Below are 18,219 nucleotides of genomic sequence, written 5' to 3'. Positions count from 1 at the left end.
TAGTTAGAGCTGCAAATTACTGGTGTTTTTGTAATGAGAATGAAAAAAATAAATTACGTGGAAAAGTTGAGTACGGTTGGTTGCATCGGTCTGTTGTTGTCGGCCTGCAGCACAACGCCTAACAAGGCGCCGGTGGTTGAGCGTGGTCCTGTACCTGTCTCGACCGAGGTGGTGCCTGTCTCGCCGGTGGCAAAGCCCGTTATTAAAGCGCCGGAGAACGCCAAAGGTAGCTACGTTGTGAAGCGCGGTGATACCTTGTATCGTATTGCGCTAGACCATGGTCAAAGTTACAGTGATCTTGTTGCGTGGAATAATTTAAAAAATCCTAACGACATCAAAGTCGATCAGGTATTGCGTGTCGTTCCTCCTGACGCCGTTGGGACAGGTACTCAAGGTGTTCAGACGATTGCTCTTTCCTCAAATTCGGGAGTAGAAGTAAAGCCTTTGACTGCGAATTCATCGCTCAATAAAAACGCACCGAAGGGGGATAAAAAAACTTATTCTGAAAGCGCCCTCGCTGAGCTTCAGAAACCGGAGATTGCTGGAACGGTAGTGTCCAAAGGTGATGCGGTTGTACCAGCCAAACCGATGGATAAGCCCGCAGAGAAACCTAGCGTTGACGTAGACGTTGTAGATTGGATGTGGCCAACCGATGGCAAAGTCATTGCTGGGTTTGATGAAGCGAAGAACAAAGGACTGGATTTGTCTGGGAAAATGGGACAAGACATTCTGGCAGCAGGTGCGGGTAAAGTGATGTATGTTGGCAGTGGTATTCGCGGTTACGGTAACTTAGTGATCATCAAGCATAGTCCTACGCTTCTTTCTGCTTACGCGCACAGTAAAACGATTCTCGTCAAAGATGGACAGACAATCGCAAAGGGACAAAAAATTGCCGAAATGGGTAATTCCGATAGCGATAGTGTGAAGCTACATTTCGAAATACGTTTGCAAGGAAAGCCTGTTGATCCGATGAAGTATTTGCCTCCGCGCTAGTGTTTTTGGCGGCTGTCTGAAATCGGTGCTGCTGGACGATAAATTTTGTGAAATGTTGGCATTAATTTAATAATACCTGTAATATAAAGCGAAGTATGTGTAGGTGAATAACGGTGATTAATGCGCTTTGAGGCCTTTGGGTTTAAAAACATTTTGAATTTTCACACCAGACCGAACTATGCAAAAAAACGGCTTCAACCAAAAGTTAGACGTTCCTCCCCTCGGTGATGCTGAATCATCGGCGTTGGATGGCGCTGAGGCGGGGGACGACAACATCGATGTGAATGGCGTGGTCGACCCTGTCAGCATTGAGGGTGAGGACGATGGCGCGCAGGCTGTAGATCCGGTATCGCTGATCGTCGCGCCAATTGATGAGTTGAAAAATGTATTGGCGGCGGAGCTGTCAACAGATACGACGCAATATTATCTTAATCAAATCGGCACTCGCCCACTGTTCGATTCCAAAGAAGAGTTGCACTTCGCCACGTTAGCGAAGCAAGGTAACTTTGAAGCGCGTCAAAAAATGATTGAACACAACTTGCGACTCGTTGTGTCAATTGCTAAGCATTACATTAACCGTGGTGTTGCCCTGTTAGATATGATCGAAGAGGGAAATCTCGGTTTAATGCACGCAATCGATAAGTTTGAACCTGAGCGTGGCTTCCGTTTTTCTACCTATGCGACATGGTGGATACGCCAGAGTATCGAGCGCGCTATCATGAATCAGGCACGCACCATTCGTCTCCCTGTTCATATGGTGAGAGAGTTGAATCAGATTCTCCGGGCGAAATATCACCTCGAATCACAGCGTCGAGATGGTAGGGATGCGAACATCGAAGATATCGCTCTGCTGGTTGATCGTCCGGTGGATGAGGTGCAGGATATTCTCGCCTTATCCGAACATGCAACGTCATTAGACACGCCGCTCGATAATGATCCGCAATCCAGCTTGATGGATATGTTGCCGGGCGATAGTGATGATGGTCCGGATGCGCGCGCAGAGCATCATGAGATGACGGTCTTAGTGCGAGACTGGTTATCAAAATTGCCGGACAAGCAGCGTATTGTTGTTACCCGCCGATTTGGGTTGGATAACGACGATCCAGCAACCTTAGAGACCCTTGCTGATGAAATGGGGATCACTCGGGAGAGGGTGCGTCAAATTCAGCAGGAGGCGTTGGTTAAATTGAAGCGCTCTTTTCTGTCGCGCGGTGTTGGTAGGGACTCCCTCATTTAATTAGGTGCCTACTTTTTCGAGAATTGCTCGGGTAGGCGCTTCAATTCTTTTATAATTCCGGTTTTGAATTTTTCTTTTAAGTAGCGCAACTTCGCTTGTTGCCGAATTCCCCATGAATAAAATAGAAATACGTTCTTTCGATATGGACGCACGTGGTGTCGGCCATTTGCAAAATGAAGATGGTAGCCAAGGTAAGGTCGTCTTTGTGGAAGGCGCTCTCCCAGGGGAGCTTGTCACGTTTAGTTCCTACAAGAAAAAAGCAAGTTGGGAGGTAGCAACGTTATCTGAGGTGCACAGAACGTCGTCTCAACGCGTAGAGCCGAAATGTGAATTTTTTGGAACCTGTGGTGGTTGTTCGATGCAGCATCTCGAACCTGATGCGCAAGTTGCGATGAAGCAGCGTGTGTTAGAGGATAACTTATGGCACATTGGTAAAGTCAAGGCGGAGACCATGATGCGCCCCATTTATGGTCCGACGTGGGGTTATCGCTATCGTGCGCGCTTGTCTGTGCGTCATGTCATTAAGAAAGGCGTCGTCTTAGTTGGTTTTCACGAGAAAAAATCACGTTACGTTGCCAATATGGAAACGTGCAAAATTTTGCCTCCGCATGTTTCTGCAATGTTAATGCCGTTGCGTGAACTGATTGCCTCGCTATCCATTATTGAACATCTGCCGCAAATCGAATTGGCTATCGGTGAAGGTGTGACAGCGATGGTTCTGCGAATCATGGCGCCATTGAGTTCGGGTGATGAGCTGAAATTAAAGGCGTTTGCTGATAAGCATCAGGTGCAATGGTGGTTGCAAACGAAGGGCCCGGATACGGCTGAGCCCTATTATCCAGCGACCAGCGATTTGCACTATTTGCTCCCTGAGTTTAGTGTAAAAATGCCATTCAAACCCACTGACTTTACGCAGGTCAATCACCACATCAACCGCGTTCTCGTTGCTAAGGCATTACGTTTGCTCGATGCGCAAAAAGACGAGCGGATTGCTGATTTATTCTGTGGTTTGGGTAATTTCACATTGCCAATTGCGACTATGGCCAAAGAAGTTGTCGGGATTGAGGGGAGCTCGACGCTGACTGATCGTGCATTAGAAAATGCTGTGCACAATGGATTGTCAGAGAAAACATCGTTTAGTACGAGAAATTTGTTTGAAGTGACGGCAGAAGACTTTGTAAAGCTGGGTAAATTTGATCGCTTCTTGATTGATCCGCCTCGTGATGGAGCTGCGGCTGTTTGTCAGGCGTTGGCTGATCTTACGCAATTATCCCCAGACTTGAAGCCTAAGCGGTTGGTATATGTTTCTTGTAGTCCTTCAACACTGGCGCGCGATGCTGGGATTTTGGTGCATCACGCTGGTTATCGCTTAAGTTATGCTGGTGTTGTTAACATGTTCCCGCATACGTCCCATGTCGAGTCGATGGCTGTTTTTGATTTGATTTGATTTATTTTGATTTGTTGCACAGCGGAAAAATGCATGCAATTTTTCATGTCTTTCTTTAAAGACATGTTGTGCTATGTGTTTCATGCTAAAATCTAGGGTTAGATGAATTCTTGAGTTTTTGTCTTAACCCTTTCTTTTTATTGGAGTTTTTAGATGGCTATCGAACGTACATTATCTATTATCAAACCTGACGCAGTTGCAAAAAACGTGATTGGTCAAATTGTCAGCCGTTTTGAAACTGCTGGTTTGAAAGTTGTTGCTGCTCGCTTGACACAATTGTCCCGCGCTGAAGCTGAAGGCTTCTACGCTGTTCACGCAGCACGCCCATTCTTCAAAGATCTGGTTGATTTCATGATCTCTGGTCCAGTATTCGTACAAGTGTTGGAAGGCGAAGGCGCGATTTTGAAAAACCGCGATCTGATGGGCGCAACTGATCCGAAGAAGGCAGAAAAAGGCACAATCCGTGCAGATTTCGCTGAATCTATCGATGCAAACGCTGTTCACGGCTCTGACGCTGCTGAAACTGCTGCAGTTGAAATCGCTTACTTCTTCCCAGCATTGAACGTTTATTCACGTTAATTTGCTTCGGGTTGTAATTAAGGTAATAAAGTAATTGTTGCCCCGTTTTGCGATTACGTAAAACGGGGTGTAAGAAAGAAACACATGACGGCACTCATCAATTTATTGGATTTAGATCCTGAACAGCTCGTTGCGTATTGTGGCGAATTGGGTGAAAAGCCGTTTCGTGCAAAGCAGTTGCAACGTTGGATACATCAATTCGGTGCGAGCACCTTTGATGAAATGACAGATCTCGCTAAATCACTGCGAGAAAAATTGTCGACCAGAGCAGTGATTACTGCTCCCGCCGTGATCAGTGACCACACTTCACTGGATGGTACCCGTAAATGGTTGGTTGATGTTGGTCAGGGTAATGCTGTTGAGACGGTGTTTATTCCTGAAGAGAATAGAGGTACCTTGTGTATTTCTACGCAGGCCGGATGTGCAGTCAATTGCCGTTTTTGCTCAACCGGAAAGCAAGGATTTAATCGTAATTTGACCGTCGCTGAAATTATTGGTCAATTATGGATGGCAGAGTTTGAATTGCGTCGCACGAAAGGTATCCCGATGGGGCCTAAAGGTGAACGTCAGATTACCAATGTGGTCATGATGGGTATGGGTGAGCCATTACTCAATTTTGAACCAACTGTGACGGCATTGCGTCTGATGCTTGATGACAATGCGTATGGTTTGTCTCGCCGACGTGTGACACTGTCGACGAGTGGTGTTGTGCCGATGATGGATAAGTTGTCGCAAGTTTGTCCTGTGGCATTGGCGGTATCGTTGCATGCATCCAATGATGCACTCAGAGATGGTTTAATTCCGCTCAATAAAAAGCATCCCTTATCTGAGTTGATGGCTGCATGTAAGCGTTATCTTGAATTTGCACCACGCGATTTTGTTACATTTGAATACTGCATGCTTGATGGTGTAAACGATACCGATGCGCATGCGAGAGAGCTGATTCAGCTTGTAAAAGATGTGCCCTGTAAGTTTAATTTGATTCCGTTTAATCCGTTTCCGGAATCTGGCTTAAAGCGCTCAGCAAACCCTCGTATTAAAGCTTTTGCGCAGATCTTATTGGACGCTGGCATTGTGACGACAACGCGGAAAACGCGCGGCGATGATATTGATGCCGCATGCGGTCAGTTGGCTGGCGAAGTGAAGGATAGAACCCGCGTGCAAGAGCGGATGCAGAAAATGGCAGAGTATCAAAAGAAGTTTGGCGAAAATTTTGGAAAGATCGTGGAGATCACTCAGTGAAAATTTTTGGATCGTGTCGATGGATAGGGCGCTCTGCGGCCTTGACTCTTGTATTTGTTTTGTCCGCGTGTGCCTCAAAACATCTTGAGGGTCCAACGGACGATTCAAAATTATCTGCTGAGAAAGTGGATGCCCAAAAGCGTGCTGCAATTCGAATGCAACTGGCGATTGGTTATTATCAACAAGGGCAGTATAAAGTCGCCCTTGATGAAATTAAACACGCGATAGCTATTTCTCCTGATTTGGTCGACGCTTATAGCGTACGTGCCCTCATTTTTATGGATATGGGTGAGACGCAGGCGGCAGAAGATAATTTTCAATACGCACTTAAACTCGCTCCGAATGATTTGGGATTGGAAAACAATTACGGCTGGTTTTTGTGTCTCAATAAAAGAGAAAATCAGGGATTGGTCTATCTGAACAAGGTATTGCAAAGTCCGAATTATCCAGCATTATCTAAAGCGTATAACGCCGCGGGCGTTTGTAGTTTGAAGATGAAAGATAGTGCGGCCGCTGAAAAATACTTTATGCAGGGTTTTAAAGTTGATCCTGGAAATAGCGATTTGAATAAAAACTTGGCTCGTACACTCTACCAGCGCGGCGACTATGCGAGTGCTCGGTTTTACATCGGTCGAGTTATTCAGCAGGATTTATTGACCGCTGAGGTGTTGTGGTTGGCAATAAAAATAGAGCGCAAACTCGGAAATGATGCAGCGTTAAATAGTTTATCTGCGCAGTTACGAAAGCGTTATCCAGATTCTACCGAGTATAGTCTTCTGCAGAGAGGTTCTTTTGATGAGTGAGGTGGGTGTTGATCTTTCGCCTGAGCCGATAACGCCTGGTGGTGATGATGCAAAATCTGTTGTTGCTGATTCAGCGGGTGCGCGATTGTCTGCGGCACGTTTGGCGCTTGGCTTGGGGGTCAACCAAGTTGCAGAGCAGTTGAAGTTATCCCATCGGCAGATTGTGGCACTTGAGGCCAATGAGTTCGATAAGTTGCCAAAAATGGTGATTGTCCGCGGGTTCGTTCGATCGTACGCAAAATTGCTGAAAATTGATCCTGCCTCTGTGATTGCGTGTTTGCCGCCAGATCATTCTGGAGTGAGTCTCGATACCGATTTGCGCCCAACACTCGCGACTCCTTTTATGGAGTCCAGATCCCCATTTTTGGGGCGCACTGACACGAATCGAAAATATCTTATTGGGGCGGGCGCTCTTGCTATTGCTGCAATGTTATTCCTCGTTGCGCAACATTTTGAGCAATCAGAAGTGTTTAAGGATTTGTTCTCACGTACTGATCAAGCAAAGCTGCCAGTGGTAGATGTTGCTGCTTCTACTGCTGCATCTAGTGTGGCTTCATCAACGGAGGCGGTATTTCCGCCTGACGCTACCTCGGCAAGTTCTACGGTTGTTGAGCGGACTGCGCCTGTTGTTAATGAGGTTGCGACGGCGTCGTCTGTTGAATCTATCGCTTCACCAGTCGCCGATACAAAACCAGTTCAAGCGCAGCCACAAGTGGCCTCGCTTCCGGCAGTCACAACGCCAGCACCTGCGAGTGTTGCAGTAGGGCAGCCAATTGCTGCATCACCAGTAGCAAAGTCGACGAACCAGTTGCGCCTCAAGTTCCGCCAGGATTCGTGGATCCAGGTCAAGAAAGAGAGTGGCGAAGTACTGACGTCACATCTTGCTAAGGCTGGCACTGAGGAGTTTTTCGATGTCAAAGAAGGGTTGCAACTCCGACTTGGAAATGCGCACGGTGTCGATGGGTGGGTTCGTGGTGCGGCGTTGGAGATTGTGCCGCCAAAAGATACGAATGTTGTTAATTTAACTGTGAAGTAAGCATGAAACCATTTTTGTCTGAAATCGCGTCTGGGCCCGTTCCTCGTCGTGTAAGTCGAACTGCAAAAGTTGTATATGGTCAACGGGAAGTGCTCATTGGTGGTAATGCACCGGTTGTTGTGCAATCCATGACCAATACGGATACTGCGGATGCTATCGGGACAGCAATCCAAATTAAAGAATTGGCGCGTGCTGGTTCTGAATTGGTTCGGATTACTGTAAATAATCCGGAGGCAGCCGCTGCTGTTCCTGCGATTCGCGAGCAACTCGATAAAATGGGTGTTGATGTTCCGTTGGTTGGTGATTTTCACTACAACGGACATACTTTGTTGAAAGATTTTCCTGAGTGCGCGCAGGCGCTTTCGAAGTATCGTATTAACCCAGGAAATGTGGGGCAGGGTGCTAAGCGAGATTCTCAATTTGCGCAAATGATCGAAATGGCTTGTCGGTATGATAAGCCAGTTCGTATTGGCGTGAACTGGGGTAGCCTTGATCAGGCATTGCTCGCGCGGATCATGGACGAGAACGCGAAATCGGCGAACCCATGGAGCGCCCAGTCTGTGATGTATCAAGCATTGATTACGTCTGCCATTGAAAATGCGCAACGTGCGGAAGAATTAGGTTTAGCTGGTGACAAAATTATCTTGTCATGCAAAGTCTCTGGTGTGCAGGATCTTATTGCCGTCTATCGGGAACTTTCTGCTCGCTGTGATTATCCACTCCATCTCGGCTTAACTGAAGCCGGAATGGGTAGTAAAGGTATTGTGGCCTCGACAGCGGCCTTGGGCGTTTTGTTGCAAGAAGGGATCGGCGATACAATTCGCATCTCTTTGACGCCTGAACCTGGCGGTGATCGCTGCCGTGAGGTCGTGGTTGGACAGGAAATTCTGCAAACCATGGGATTGCGGAAGTTTACGCCGATGGTGATTGCGTGTCCTGGTTGCGGTAGAACGACTTCTACTGTGTTCCAAGAACTCGCTGATGATATTCAAACCTATCTGCGTGATCAAATGCCAGTCTGGAAAAAACAGTATCCAGGTGTCGAAAATATGAATGTGGCAGTGATGGGCTGTATCGTAAATGGTCCTGGTGAATCGAAACACGCGAATATTGGTATTAGTTTGCCAGGTACCGGTGAATCGCCTGCAGCACCTGTATTTATTGATGGTGTTAAAGCGATGACGTTACGTGGCGATAAAATTGCTGAAGAGTTTCAGGCAATTGTTTTGGATTACGTACAGAAGCGGTACTCAAATTCAGTTGATGTAGCAAGTAATTAAATTAGGCTGGTCATGTCGGAAAATAAAAAAATAGAAAAAATCGTTGGTGTAAAAGGGATGAACGACCTTCTCCCATCCGACTCTCCATTGTGGGAGTTGTTTGAGAATACCGTTCAGTCAGTCTTGAAAAGTTATGGTTTTCAACAGATTCGTACACCGATCGTTGAAGCCACTCCGCTTTTTTCGCGTGGCCTTGGTGAGGTAACGGATATCGTCGAAAAAGAGATGTATTCTTTCGAAGATTCAATGAATGGCGATAAGTTGACGCTCAGACCAGAGGGTACCGCTGGTATCGTACGTGCAGCGATCGAGCATAACTTGGTGTACGACGGCCCTAAACGGTTGTGGTACACAGGTCCTATGTTCCGCCATGAGCGTCCGCAACGTGGCCGCTATCGTCAATTCCATCAGGTTGGTGCGGAAGCATTGGGTTTTAGTGGTCCTGATATCGATGCTGAACTGATTATGTTGTGTCAGCGTTTGTGGGATGACTTGGGTCTCCAAAATATCCGTCTCGAATTGAATTCAATCGGTAACGCTGCTGAACGTAATGCGCACAGAGCAGCCTTAATCTCTTATTTCGAATCTCATCTTGAATTGCTGGATGCTGAGGCACAACGTCGTCTTCACTCAAATCCACTGCGTATTTTGGATACAAAAAACCCCGCAATGCAGGATTTGGTGAATGCTGCACCAAAGTTATTGGATTACTTAGGTGAAGAATCGCTTGCTCACTTTGAAGGTTTGCAGAAGATCTTGAGAGCAAATAGTATTCCGTTCACGATTAATCCGCGTTTGGTTCGCGGTATGGATTACTACAATCTCACCGTGTTCGAATGGATCACCGACGAACTTGGGTCGCAAGGAACAGTGTGTGGTGGCGGTCGCTATGACTCTTTATTTGCCACTTTTGGTGGAAAACCAACGCCTGCTTGCGGTTTTGGAATGGGTATTGAGCGCTTGATCGAATTGATGAAAGTGGCTGGCGATGTCAATGAGACGGCGCTGTGCGATGTATACCTCGTTCATCAAGGCGTTGAGGCGCAAGCGCAAGCGTTCGTTGTAGGTGAGAGATTGCGTGATGCAGGACTAGATGTTGTGTTACATTGCGCAACGGCGACGGGGGTTGGTAACTTTAAATCGCAAATGAAGAAGGCCGATGCAAGTGGTGCGGCCTATGCTGTCATCATTGGCGAAGATGAATTAGCCAAAGGCGTTGCTACTATCAAATCCATGCGTTCAGATCATCAAGACGGAAATCAGCAGACAGTGCCTTTTGATACGGTTGTTGATTATCTTGTCGATCAGATTGCTGGTGTTGGGGAGGATGCAGACTGTTGCGATGACCCAAATCATATTCATATTCACCATTAAAATAGATATAAGAACATGGCTTACGATCTTGAAGAGCAGGAACAACTCGCAACCCTTAAGGCTGTTTGGAAGCAATACGGCAATTTAATTACATGGACATTGATCATTGCGCTAGCTGCTTATGCTGCATGGATGCAGTGGAATAAATATCAAAATAACCAATCTGGTCAGGCGTCGCAACTTTACGAAGAAATGCAAAAGTCGGTAACGGCGAAAGATAACACCAAGGTTCAGCGCGCCGCAGATGATTTAAAGCAAAAATTTGGTGTGACATCGTATGCGTCGATGTCAGCGTTGATCGCTGCTAAAAGTGCGTTTGACGCGAACGATCTGAAAGCAGCAAAGGCCCAATTGCAGTGGCTCATTGATTCTGGAAAAAACGATGAATACAAAGCCATCGCCAAGATTCGCCTTGCAGGTATTGCGTTAGATGAAAAAAACTATGACGGTGCATTGAGCCAGCTTGCTGGTGATTTCCCAGAAGACCTGCAGGCAGAGGTACTTGACCGCAAGGGTGACATCTACGTTGCACAGGCGAACATCGAAGGTGCAAGAAAGGCTTATCAAGCTGCGATCGATAAAATGACTGATAAAAGCCCAGCACGCCAAGTTGTTCAAATCAAACTGGACGCGATTGGTGGTTCCACAACCGATGCAGTTGTTAGCAAATAACAGGAGTTGTTCATGCAATTTTCCGCCAAATTGATTTCGGTGGCTGCATTTTGTTTGTTGTCAGGATGTTCTTCTTTGAATCCTTTCGCATCGAAACCAGATCCTAAAAAATTGCCAGCCCCGCTGGTTGAATTTAAACAAACATTGGCTGTAAAACAAGTATGGTCTGCCCCAGTCGGTACGGCAGCGAAATACGTTTTTACACCTGCTGCTGACGGTAAAGATTTGTATGCCGCCGCCGCGGATGGTACAGTCATCAAAATTGATGCACAAAACGGGCAAGTGAAGTGGCGCATCAATGCTGGTGTCGCCTTGACGGGCGGTGTTGGTGCTGGATCGGGTTCGGTGGTTGTTGCTGGCGAAAAAGGAACGTTGCTTGCATTCGATAGTGAAGGCAAGTCACTGTGGAAAATTCAGCAGTCCTCTGAGACCCTGTCTGCGCCCGCAATTGGAGGTGGTCTTGTTATTGTTCGTAGTAACGATAATAAAATTACTGCTTATGATCAGCAAAGTGGCGCTAAAAAGTGGTCTGTAGATCGTCAGTTGCCGCCATTGATTCTGCGTGCAGTGCCAGGGTTGGTCATTGTTGGTGAGCAGGTGCTTGTGGCATTGCCAGGTGGTCGTTTGGCGAGCCTCTCTCTGAAAAACGGTGGTTTGCGTTGGGAAGCAGTTGTAGGCGAGCCCAAAGGTAATACAGAACTTGAGCGTGTAGCAGACGTTTCAGGCTTCCCAGTGGTATATAGTAAAGATGTATGTGCGACGTCGTATCAAGGACGAGTAGGCTGTTTTGATGTTAATACAGGCACACCACGTTGGTTGAAAAACATTTCCAGTGAAGTCGGTGTTAGTGTCGATGAGCGCTTTGTGTTTGCAGCGGATAATGTCGGTGTGGTCAACGCATACAATCGTGAAGGTGGTTCCAGTGCATGGAAAAATGACCAGCTTGCACGACGTCATTTATCAGCACCTATTTCTTTCGGTCGCGCCGTTGCGGTTGCCGACTTTGAAGGTTACGTTCATTTTCTCTCAAGAGAAGATGGTTCTTTCATCGGTAGGCTTTCTACCGATGGTAGTCAGATTTTAGCCACTCCCATTGTGGTTGGCTCCAATCTGATTGTTCAAACAAAATCAGGATTAGTGGCTGCGTTCGCAGCAGAGTAATACAAATGAAGCCGGTTATCGCACTTATAGGCCGACCAAACGTCGGCAAATCCACGCTGTTCAATCGGCTTACCCGTTCACGCGACGCGCTTGTGGCAGATCTTCCAGGTCTGACACGCGATCGCCATTATGGTGAAGGTCGCATTGGGGAGAGACCCTTTTTGGTAATTGATACTGGTGGTTTTGAGCCAGTGGCCAAAGAAGGGATTTTGCATGAAATGGCAAAGCAAACGAAACAAGCCGTTGCTGAAGCCGATGTCGTTATTTTTATTGTCGATGGTCGTCAGGGGCTGACTCCCCACGACAAAACGATCACAGACTTTTTGAGAAAGTCTGGTCGTTCTGTAATGTTGGTCGTCAACAAAGCAGAGGGCATGAGATATTCATCTGTCACCGCCGATTTTTATGAGTTAGGCATGGGAGATCCTTACGTGATTTCCGCTGCTCATGGCGACGGTGTCGCAGATCTGGTCGAAGAATCGTTAAATATTGCTTTCGCTCAACGACCTCCAGAGATGGAAGAGCCCGTTGATAAAGTTCGCGGTATTAAAATAGCGATTGTGGGACGTCCTAACGTCGGTAAGTCAACGCTCGTGAATACGCTGTTGGGTGAGGATCGCGTTATTGCATTTGATATGCCTGGAACGACTCGTGACTCCATTGAAATCCCATTTGAGAGAGACGGCAAACATTATTCGCTAATTGATACGGCAGGTATTCGCCGTCGCGGTAAGGTTTTTGAGGCGATTGAGAAGTTTTCGGTCGTTAAAACTTTGCAGTCAATTTCAGAAGCGAACGTTGTCTTGCTGTTGTTGGATGCACAGCAAGATATTTCTGAGCAAGATGCACATATCGCTGGGTTTATTTTGGAGTCTGGGCGCGCTTTGGTCGTTGGCGTCAATAAGTGGGATGGATTGCAAAGCGATCGCCGCGACGAAATTAAATTTGATATTGAACGGAAACTTAATTTCCTGACATTTGCAAAGTTTCATTTCATTTCAGCGCTTAAATCCACTGGTATTGGGCCGTTGATGAAGTCAATTGATGCTGCGTATGAAGCTGCGATGGCGAATTTGTCGACACCAAAGCTCACCCGAGCATTGATTGAGGCAGTAGAGCATCAGCAACCAAAGCGTAAGGGATCCATCCGGCCTAAATTACGTTACGCACACCAAGGTGGTCAAAACCCACCGATTATCGTCATTCATGGAAACGCGTTAGAGGCTGTTGGTGATGTGTATAAGCGGTACTTGGAGAAGCATTTCAGAGAAACGTTCTCTCTTACCGGGACGCCACTGAGAATAGAAATGCGTTCGGGCAAAAACCCGTTCGACAAGTCTAAATAAAGACGAGGATGTTGTTTGCAGCGATGCGAGCAACATCATTATTAGACATTTAGTAATAAAATCGGTTACAGTTTTTTGTAATTATTGACGGATTGCTTGAATTTTTAAAAACAATCCCCAACTCCTGATCACAACAACACAATGGAGCTGTTATGAGCAATAAAGGGCAACTTTTACAAGACCCATTTTTGAATGCGCTGCGTAAAGAGCATATTCCCGTTTCCATTTATTTGGTCAACGGCATTAAGTTACAAGGTCATATCGAATCGTTTGACCAATACGTTGTTTTGTTAAGAAACACCGTAACACAGATGGTATACAAGCACGCGATTTCAACAGTTGTTCCGGCTCGTGCAGTCAGTATCAACACAGAAGCAGAAGCTGAGTAATTTCTTGCCTGTTAATCATTCATACACATGTCTTTAAGTATGCGGGCCGCCCTGGTTGGCGTTGATTTTGGCAAGGGCGATTTTGCATCAGGTTTAGAAGAGCTTTCTCTACTTTCGCAATCCGCTGGGGCAGAACCCATTACGACGGTAAGTTGTAAGAGGTCTCGGCCTGATGCTGCGTTATTTATTGGTTCCGGAAAAGCAACGGAGCTAGCGAACGTTGTCGTTGACGATAAGCTGGATCTGGTGATTTTCAATCACGCGTTATCTCCGGCGCAGCAACGTAATCTGGAGCGTCACCTGAAGGTTCGGGTGGTTGATCGTACCAGTCTTATTCTTGATATTTTTGCTCAGCGTGCCAAGAGCCATGAGGGTAAAGTGCAAGTGGAGCTTGCTCAGTTGCAGCACTTAGCAACACGTCTTATTCGCGGGTGGACTCACTTAGAGCGACAAAAGGGCGGTATTGGTTTGCGAGGTCCTGGTGAAACTCAGTTGGAGACGGACCGTCGTTTGCTCGGCGAGCGAGTAAAAATGCTGAAGTCTCGACTCGAGAAGCTGCAGCAACAAAGGGAAACGCAGCGTCGTTCCCGCGATCGCAGTAAAACCTTTTCAATTTCATTGGTCGGCTACACGAATGCAGGTAAATCAACGCTATTCAATACGTTGACGAAGGCAGGTGCTTATGCGGCGAATCAATTGTTCGCGACGTTGGATACCACCTCAAGACGCTTGTACCTCGGTGAGGCAGGAAGCGTCGTAGTGTCAGACACGGTCGGATTTATTCGTGATTTACCCCATCAGCTGGTTGCTGCATTTAGGGCGACTTTAGAAGAGACAATTCATGCTGATTTGTTGCTGCATGTCGTTGACGCGAATAGCCCAGGGCGATCCGATCAGATTGAACAGGTGAACGATGTTTTGCGTGAAATTGGTGCTGACCAGATTCCGCAGTTGATGGTCTTCAACAAAATCGATCTTGCTTCTCTGGAGCCAACGGTCCAGCTAGATGAGTATGGTAATATTGATCGCATCTTTGTCAGTGCCAAGACGGGCGCTGGGCTAGATTTGTTGCGGCAGTCTATCGCCGATTTCGCGATCAAAAAGGCATCCGAAATTGAGGGGGTGAAGGTTGCTCCTGATGTCGATGATGCAAGATTTAATATCCAGTAGCTCAACCTTCTATTCATTGGAAATCAAGAGAATGATTGGTTCATTTCTAAAAAGAATTGGTGTGACATTGTCATTGAACGATCCTCAATGGGGCCGTGGCTCTAAAAATAGCAACCAGGACGACAAAAAGTCTCCTGACTCTCCGCCTGACCTTGAGCAAATATGGAAAGACTTTAATCAACGTCTCTCAAAATTTTTGGGTCAAGGCGGTGAGGGTGGCGGCAACAACGGCGGTAACTTCAATCCAGAATCAGTCAATGCCAAAGTGGGTGTCGGCGTTATTGTTCTCGTATTTTGTTTCGTCTGGTTGGTGAGCGGCGTATTTATTGTGCAAGAGGGGCAGACGGCGGTGATTACCACCTTCGGCAAATATACCCATGTTGCTGGTCCGGGGATGAACTGGCGTTGGCCTTACCCAATTCAAAATCATGAGATTGTTGATGTGTCCCAGGTGCGCACTGTAGAAGTTGGTTACCGGTCCAACGTAAGGAACAAACAGGCGCATGAGTCCTTGATGCTGACCGATGACGAGAATATTGTCGATATTCAGTTTGCGGTGCAATACAAATTAAAAAATCCCGTTGAATGGCTCTATAGCAATCGCGAACCTGATGACATGATTCGTCAAGTGGCTGAAACGTCCATTCGGGAAATTGTCGGTAAGAGCAAAATGGATTTTGTGCTTTATGAAGGGCGCGAAAAAGTCGCCGCTGATGTTGCAGCGTTGATGGAGCAAATCCTGAACCGCTACAAGGCTGGTGTGCAGATAGCGAATGTTTCTATGCAGGGCGTTCAACCGCCTGAACAGGTGCAGGCTGCTTTTGAAGACGCGGTTAAAGCGGGTCAAGACAAAGAGCGTCAGAAAAATGAAGGTCAGGCTTACGCTAATGATGTAATTCCGAAAGCCCGTGGTGAAGCTTCGCGTATGTTGCAAGAAGCGGAAGGGTATAAGTCACGTGTTGTTGCCAATGCTGAGGGTAACGCCTCTCGCTTCAAGCAAGTGCTTAATGAGTACCAAAAAGCACCCGTTGTCACGAGAGATCGTATGTATCTCGAAACAATGCAGCAAATTTTTGCTAGCACCAGTAAAGTCATGATGGATACCAAGGCAGGAAATAATATGGTGTATCTGCCACTGGATAAGATGATTTCGCAACCTGATTCCACGGCTAAACCGAATACGCCAGTTGCTCCGACGTCGACGGCATTGCCATCTGTTCAAATCGTCGAGCAAGTGCCTTCAGTTGACCTGCGTAATCATCGCGAGGACAGCAGAGCCAGAGATGCGCGTGATTCCCGTGATAGAGAGGTGCGTTAATATGAATAAAATCATCTCCTTTTTGGCAATATTTGTTGCGGCATTGTTGGTCGCTTATTCAACGATTTTCGTTGTAGACCAAAAGAGTTATGCGATTGTTTTTGCATTTGGTGAAGTGAAGTCGGTGATTCAGGAGCCTGGCTTGCATTTCAAATTGCCGCCACCATTCCAAAATGTGTTGTTTTTGGATAAGCGCATTTTGACTATCGATGCGGATGAAGCGGATCGTTTCATTACTGCAGAAAAGAAAAATATTTTGGTGGATTCGTATGTGAAGTGGAGGATCTCTGATCCTCGGCTTTACTACGTCAGTTTCTCGGGTGATGAGCGCGGTGCGAAAAATCGTCTCTCTCAAATCGTGAAGGCTGCGTTAAATGATGAAATCACCAAGCGTACTGTACGTGATGTGATTTCTGGTGAGCGCGGCAAAGTCATGGAAGCGATCCGTGGAAAAGTGAGCGAAGAAGCGAAGCAGATCGGTGTCGATATTGTCGATGTGCGGTTAAAACGTGTCGATTATGTTGAGCAAATTAATAACTCGGTGTACGACAGGATGAAGGCTGAACGCTTGCGCGTGGCGAACGAGTTGCGCTCGACGGGTGCTGCTGAGTCGGAGCAAATCCGTGCGGATGCGGATCGTCAGCGGGTTGTGTTGTTGGCGGAGGCATACCGCGAGTCGGAGGAGATGCGTGGCGCAGGTGATGCAGAGGCATCCCAAATTTATGCTAAGGCTTTTGGTCAAAACCCCGAATTTTATAAGTTCTATCGAAGCCTCGAGGCGTATCGTGCGAGCTTCAAGAACAAGAGTGACTATGTCGTCGTTGATCCTAGTTCAGACTTTTTTAAGTATTTTAAAACCCCCGGTGTATCAAGTGGTGGTGTGAATACGGTAAAATCTAAGTAATTTAAAAAATAGCTCCAGCAAACAGCGATCTGTGCCAATTGCGGTACAGATCGCTGTTTGCTGGATAAACGCTGTAAAAATCGGTTTTCTTCATTAATTTTTTTGATTGTTTTTCATGCCGAATTGGCTTCTTCCTGAGAATATTGCTGACGTTTTACCGTCTGAAGCGCGTAAGATTGAAGACTTGCGACGTGTTTTTCTTGATCACTTTAGATCTTATGGTTATGAGTTGGTCATGCCGCCGATGCTGGAGTACATTGAATCCTTGCTGACCGGTGCTGGTCAGGATATGGATTTACGTACGTTTAAACTCGTTGATCAAGTCTCTGGACGGACGATGGGTCTTCGGGCGGATATGACAACGCAGGTGGCACGTATCGATGCGCACTTGCTCAATAGAGCGTCAGTTACTAGACTTTGTTATGCAGGCAACGTGTTGCAGACGAAACCATCTGGGTTGCATGCCACGCGCGAGCCTATACAGATTGGCGCAGAGATTTATGGTCATGCTGGGTTGGAAGCGGATGCAGAGATTCAGGAGCTGGTACTTGGATGTCTAGGATTGGCTGGCATACGTGAGGTTCGTCTCGATTTATGTCATGTTGGCGTATTGCGCGCGATTCTTGAATTAGATCCTTTGGCAAAGAAACAAGAAGATACGCTCTTCACTTTGCTGGAATCGAAGGATTTGCCGAGCATCGATCAATTGAGTCGATCGTTCTCTCCAGAAGTGCGGTCAGCGCTGATGCTGTTGCCAACCCTATACGGAGATGTATCCATCCTTCAAATTGCTCGCGAGAAGTTGCCTGCTGTGCGTGGGGTTGTTGATGCATTGGATGAGTTAGCGTATCTCGCTGGTTTGGTGGGTTCTGCGCAGATTACGATTGATCTTGCTGATTTGCGCGGTTATCACTACCACAGCGGTGTGATGTTTAGTGCTTTTGTTCCTGGTCTGCCAAATGCAGTTGCCAGAGGTGGCAGATATGACCATGTTGGTGAGGCATTTGGTCGTGCGCGTCCGGCAACGGGTTTCTCTCTCGATTTGCGCGAGCTAGCACGCTTGATGCCTGTTGCTGAGCGGAAAGATGCGATTCGCGCTCCTTGGAGTCGTGATTCTGCGTTATTACAAAAAATTTCTGAACTGCGTAAGCAAGGGGAGGTTGTTATTCAAAACTTTCCGGGGCATGAAAACGAACAAGACGAATTTGACTGCAACAGAGTGGTCGTATTCGATGGTGATCAATGGATTCTTCAAAATGTAGGTTGAG

The 18,219-nt window shown here is 46.8% G+C and carries 17 protein-coding genes; all 17 read left to right on the top strand.

Annotated elements, in window-relative coordinates:
* The first annotated feature begins 39 nt into the window (after positions 1–39).
* The 17 genes from ACO0K2_RS11075 (at position 40) to ACO0K2_RS10995 (ending at position 18,218) form a co-directional block, all read left to right on the top strand.
* A complete protein-coding gene (locus tag ACO0K2_RS11075) occupies positions 40–993 on the top strand; it encodes a peptidoglycan DD-metalloendopeptidase family protein (protein WP_423018696.1) in 954 nt (317 codons plus the stop codon).
* A gap of 178 nt (positions 994–1,171) precedes the next feature.
* A complete protein-coding gene (gene rpoS / locus ACO0K2_RS11070; protein WP_423018694.1) occupies positions 1,172–2,230 on the top strand; it encodes an RNA polymerase sigma factor RpoS in 1,059 nt (352 codons plus the stop codon).
* 112 nt (positions 2,231–2,342) lie between these two features.
* A complete protein-coding gene (gene rlmD / locus ACO0K2_RS11065) occupies positions 2,343–3,677 on the top strand; it encodes a 23S rRNA (uracil(1939)-C(5))-methyltransferase RlmD (protein WP_423018692.1) in 1,335 nt (444 codons plus the stop codon).
* Between the two features lie 153 nt (positions 3,678–3,830).
* Entirely contained in the window at positions 3,831–4,256 is a 426-nt protein-coding gene (ndk, locus tag ACO0K2_RS11060) for a nucleoside-diphosphate kinase (protein WP_422995788.1), read from the top strand.
* Between the two features lie 84 nt (positions 4,257–4,340).
* Positions 4,341–5,498, top strand: a complete 1,158-nt coding sequence (gene rlmN, locus ACO0K2_RS11055) for a 23S rRNA (adenine(2503)-C(2))-methyltransferase RlmN (RefSeq protein ID WP_423018690.1) — start codon at positions 4,341–4,343, stop codon at positions 5,496–5,498.
* Positions 5,495–6,301, top strand: a complete 807-nt coding sequence (pilW, locus tag ACO0K2_RS11050) for a type IV pilus biogenesis/stability protein PilW (RefSeq protein ID WP_423018688.1) — start codon at positions 5,495–5,497, stop codon at positions 6,299–6,301. The genes rlmN and pilW overlap by 4 nt, the downstream gene beginning before the upstream one ends.
* On the top strand, positions 6,294–7,337 hold the full coding sequence (locus ACO0K2_RS11045; RefSeq protein WP_423018686.1) for a RodZ domain-containing protein: 1,044 nt from the start codon (positions 6,294–6,296) through the stop codon (positions 7,335–7,337). The genes pilW and ACO0K2_RS11045 overlap by 8 nt, the downstream gene beginning before the upstream one ends.
* A gap of 2 nt (positions 7,338–7,339) precedes the next feature.
* Positions 7,340–8,617, top strand: a complete 1,278-nt coding sequence (ispG, locus tag ACO0K2_RS11040; protein WP_423018684.1) for a flavodoxin-dependent (E)-4-hydroxy-3-methylbut-2-enyl-diphosphate synthase — start codon at positions 7,340–7,342, stop codon at positions 8,615–8,617.
* 12 nt (positions 8,618–8,629) lie between these two features.
* Complete coding sequence (gene hisS / locus ACO0K2_RS11035) at positions 8,630–9,991, top strand: histidine--tRNA ligase (protein ID WP_423018683.1); 1,362 nt, start codon at positions 8,630–8,632, stop codon at positions 9,989–9,991.
* A gap of 15 nt (positions 9,992–10,006) precedes the next feature.
* Positions 10,007–10,663 carry a YfgM family protein gene (locus tag ACO0K2_RS11030; protein ID WP_423018681.1) on the top strand — a complete coding sequence of 219 codons (657 nt, stop codon included), beginning with the start codon at positions 10,007–10,009 and terminating at the stop codon, positions 10,661–10,663.
* 12 nt (positions 10,664–10,675) lie between these two features.
* Positions 10,676–11,824 carry an outer membrane protein assembly factor BamB gene (gene bamB / locus ACO0K2_RS11025; protein WP_423018679.1) on the top strand — a complete coding sequence of 383 codons (1,149 nt, stop codon included), beginning with the start codon at positions 10,676–10,678 and terminating at the stop codon, positions 11,822–11,824.
* A gap of 5 nt (positions 11,825–11,829) precedes the next feature.
* Entirely contained in the window at positions 11,830–13,170 is a 1,341-nt protein-coding gene (gene der / locus ACO0K2_RS11020) for a ribosome biogenesis GTPase Der (protein ID WP_423018677.1), read from the top strand.
* Between the two features lie 152 nt (positions 13,171–13,322).
* The gene (gene hfq / locus ACO0K2_RS11015; RefSeq protein WP_262835981.1) at positions 13,323–13,559 is read left to right on the top strand and encodes an RNA chaperone Hfq; all 237 of its coding nucleotides are present in this window, start codon (positions 13,323–13,325) and stop codon (positions 13,557–13,559) included.
* A gap of 39 nt (positions 13,560–13,598) precedes the next feature.
* Entirely contained in the window at positions 13,599–14,729 is a 1,131-nt protein-coding gene (hflX, locus tag ACO0K2_RS11010; protein ID WP_423019385.1) for a GTPase HflX, read from the top strand.
* Positions 14,730–14,760: 31 nt separating this feature from the next.
* Positions 14,761–16,047, top strand: coding sequence for an FtsH protease activity modulator HflK (gene hflK / locus ACO0K2_RS11005; protein WP_423018675.1), 1,287 nt, complete (start codon positions 14,761–14,763; stop codon positions 16,045–16,047).
* Between the two features lies 1 nt (position 16,048).
* The gene (gene hflC / locus ACO0K2_RS11000) at positions 16,049–16,951 is read left to right on the top strand and encodes a protease modulator HflC (protein WP_423018673.1); all 903 of its coding nucleotides are present in this window, start codon (positions 16,049–16,051) and stop codon (positions 16,949–16,951) included.
* Positions 16,952–17,066: 115 nt separating this feature from the next.
* The gene (locus ACO0K2_RS10995; protein ID WP_423018671.1) at positions 17,067–18,218 is read left to right on the top strand and encodes an ATP phosphoribosyltransferase regulatory subunit; all 1,152 of its coding nucleotides are present in this window, start codon (positions 17,067–17,069) and stop codon (positions 18,216–18,218) included.
* Position 18,219: the final 1 nt, after the last annotated feature.

Source organism: Undibacterium sp. MH2W, assembly GCF_049340215.1.
Classification (GTDB): domain Bacteria; phylum Pseudomonadota; class Gammaproteobacteria; order Burkholderiales; family Burkholderiaceae_D; genus Undibacterium.
Note: the sequence above shows the minus strand (reverse complement) of the source record. Positions and strands in the feature narration are given on the sequence as shown.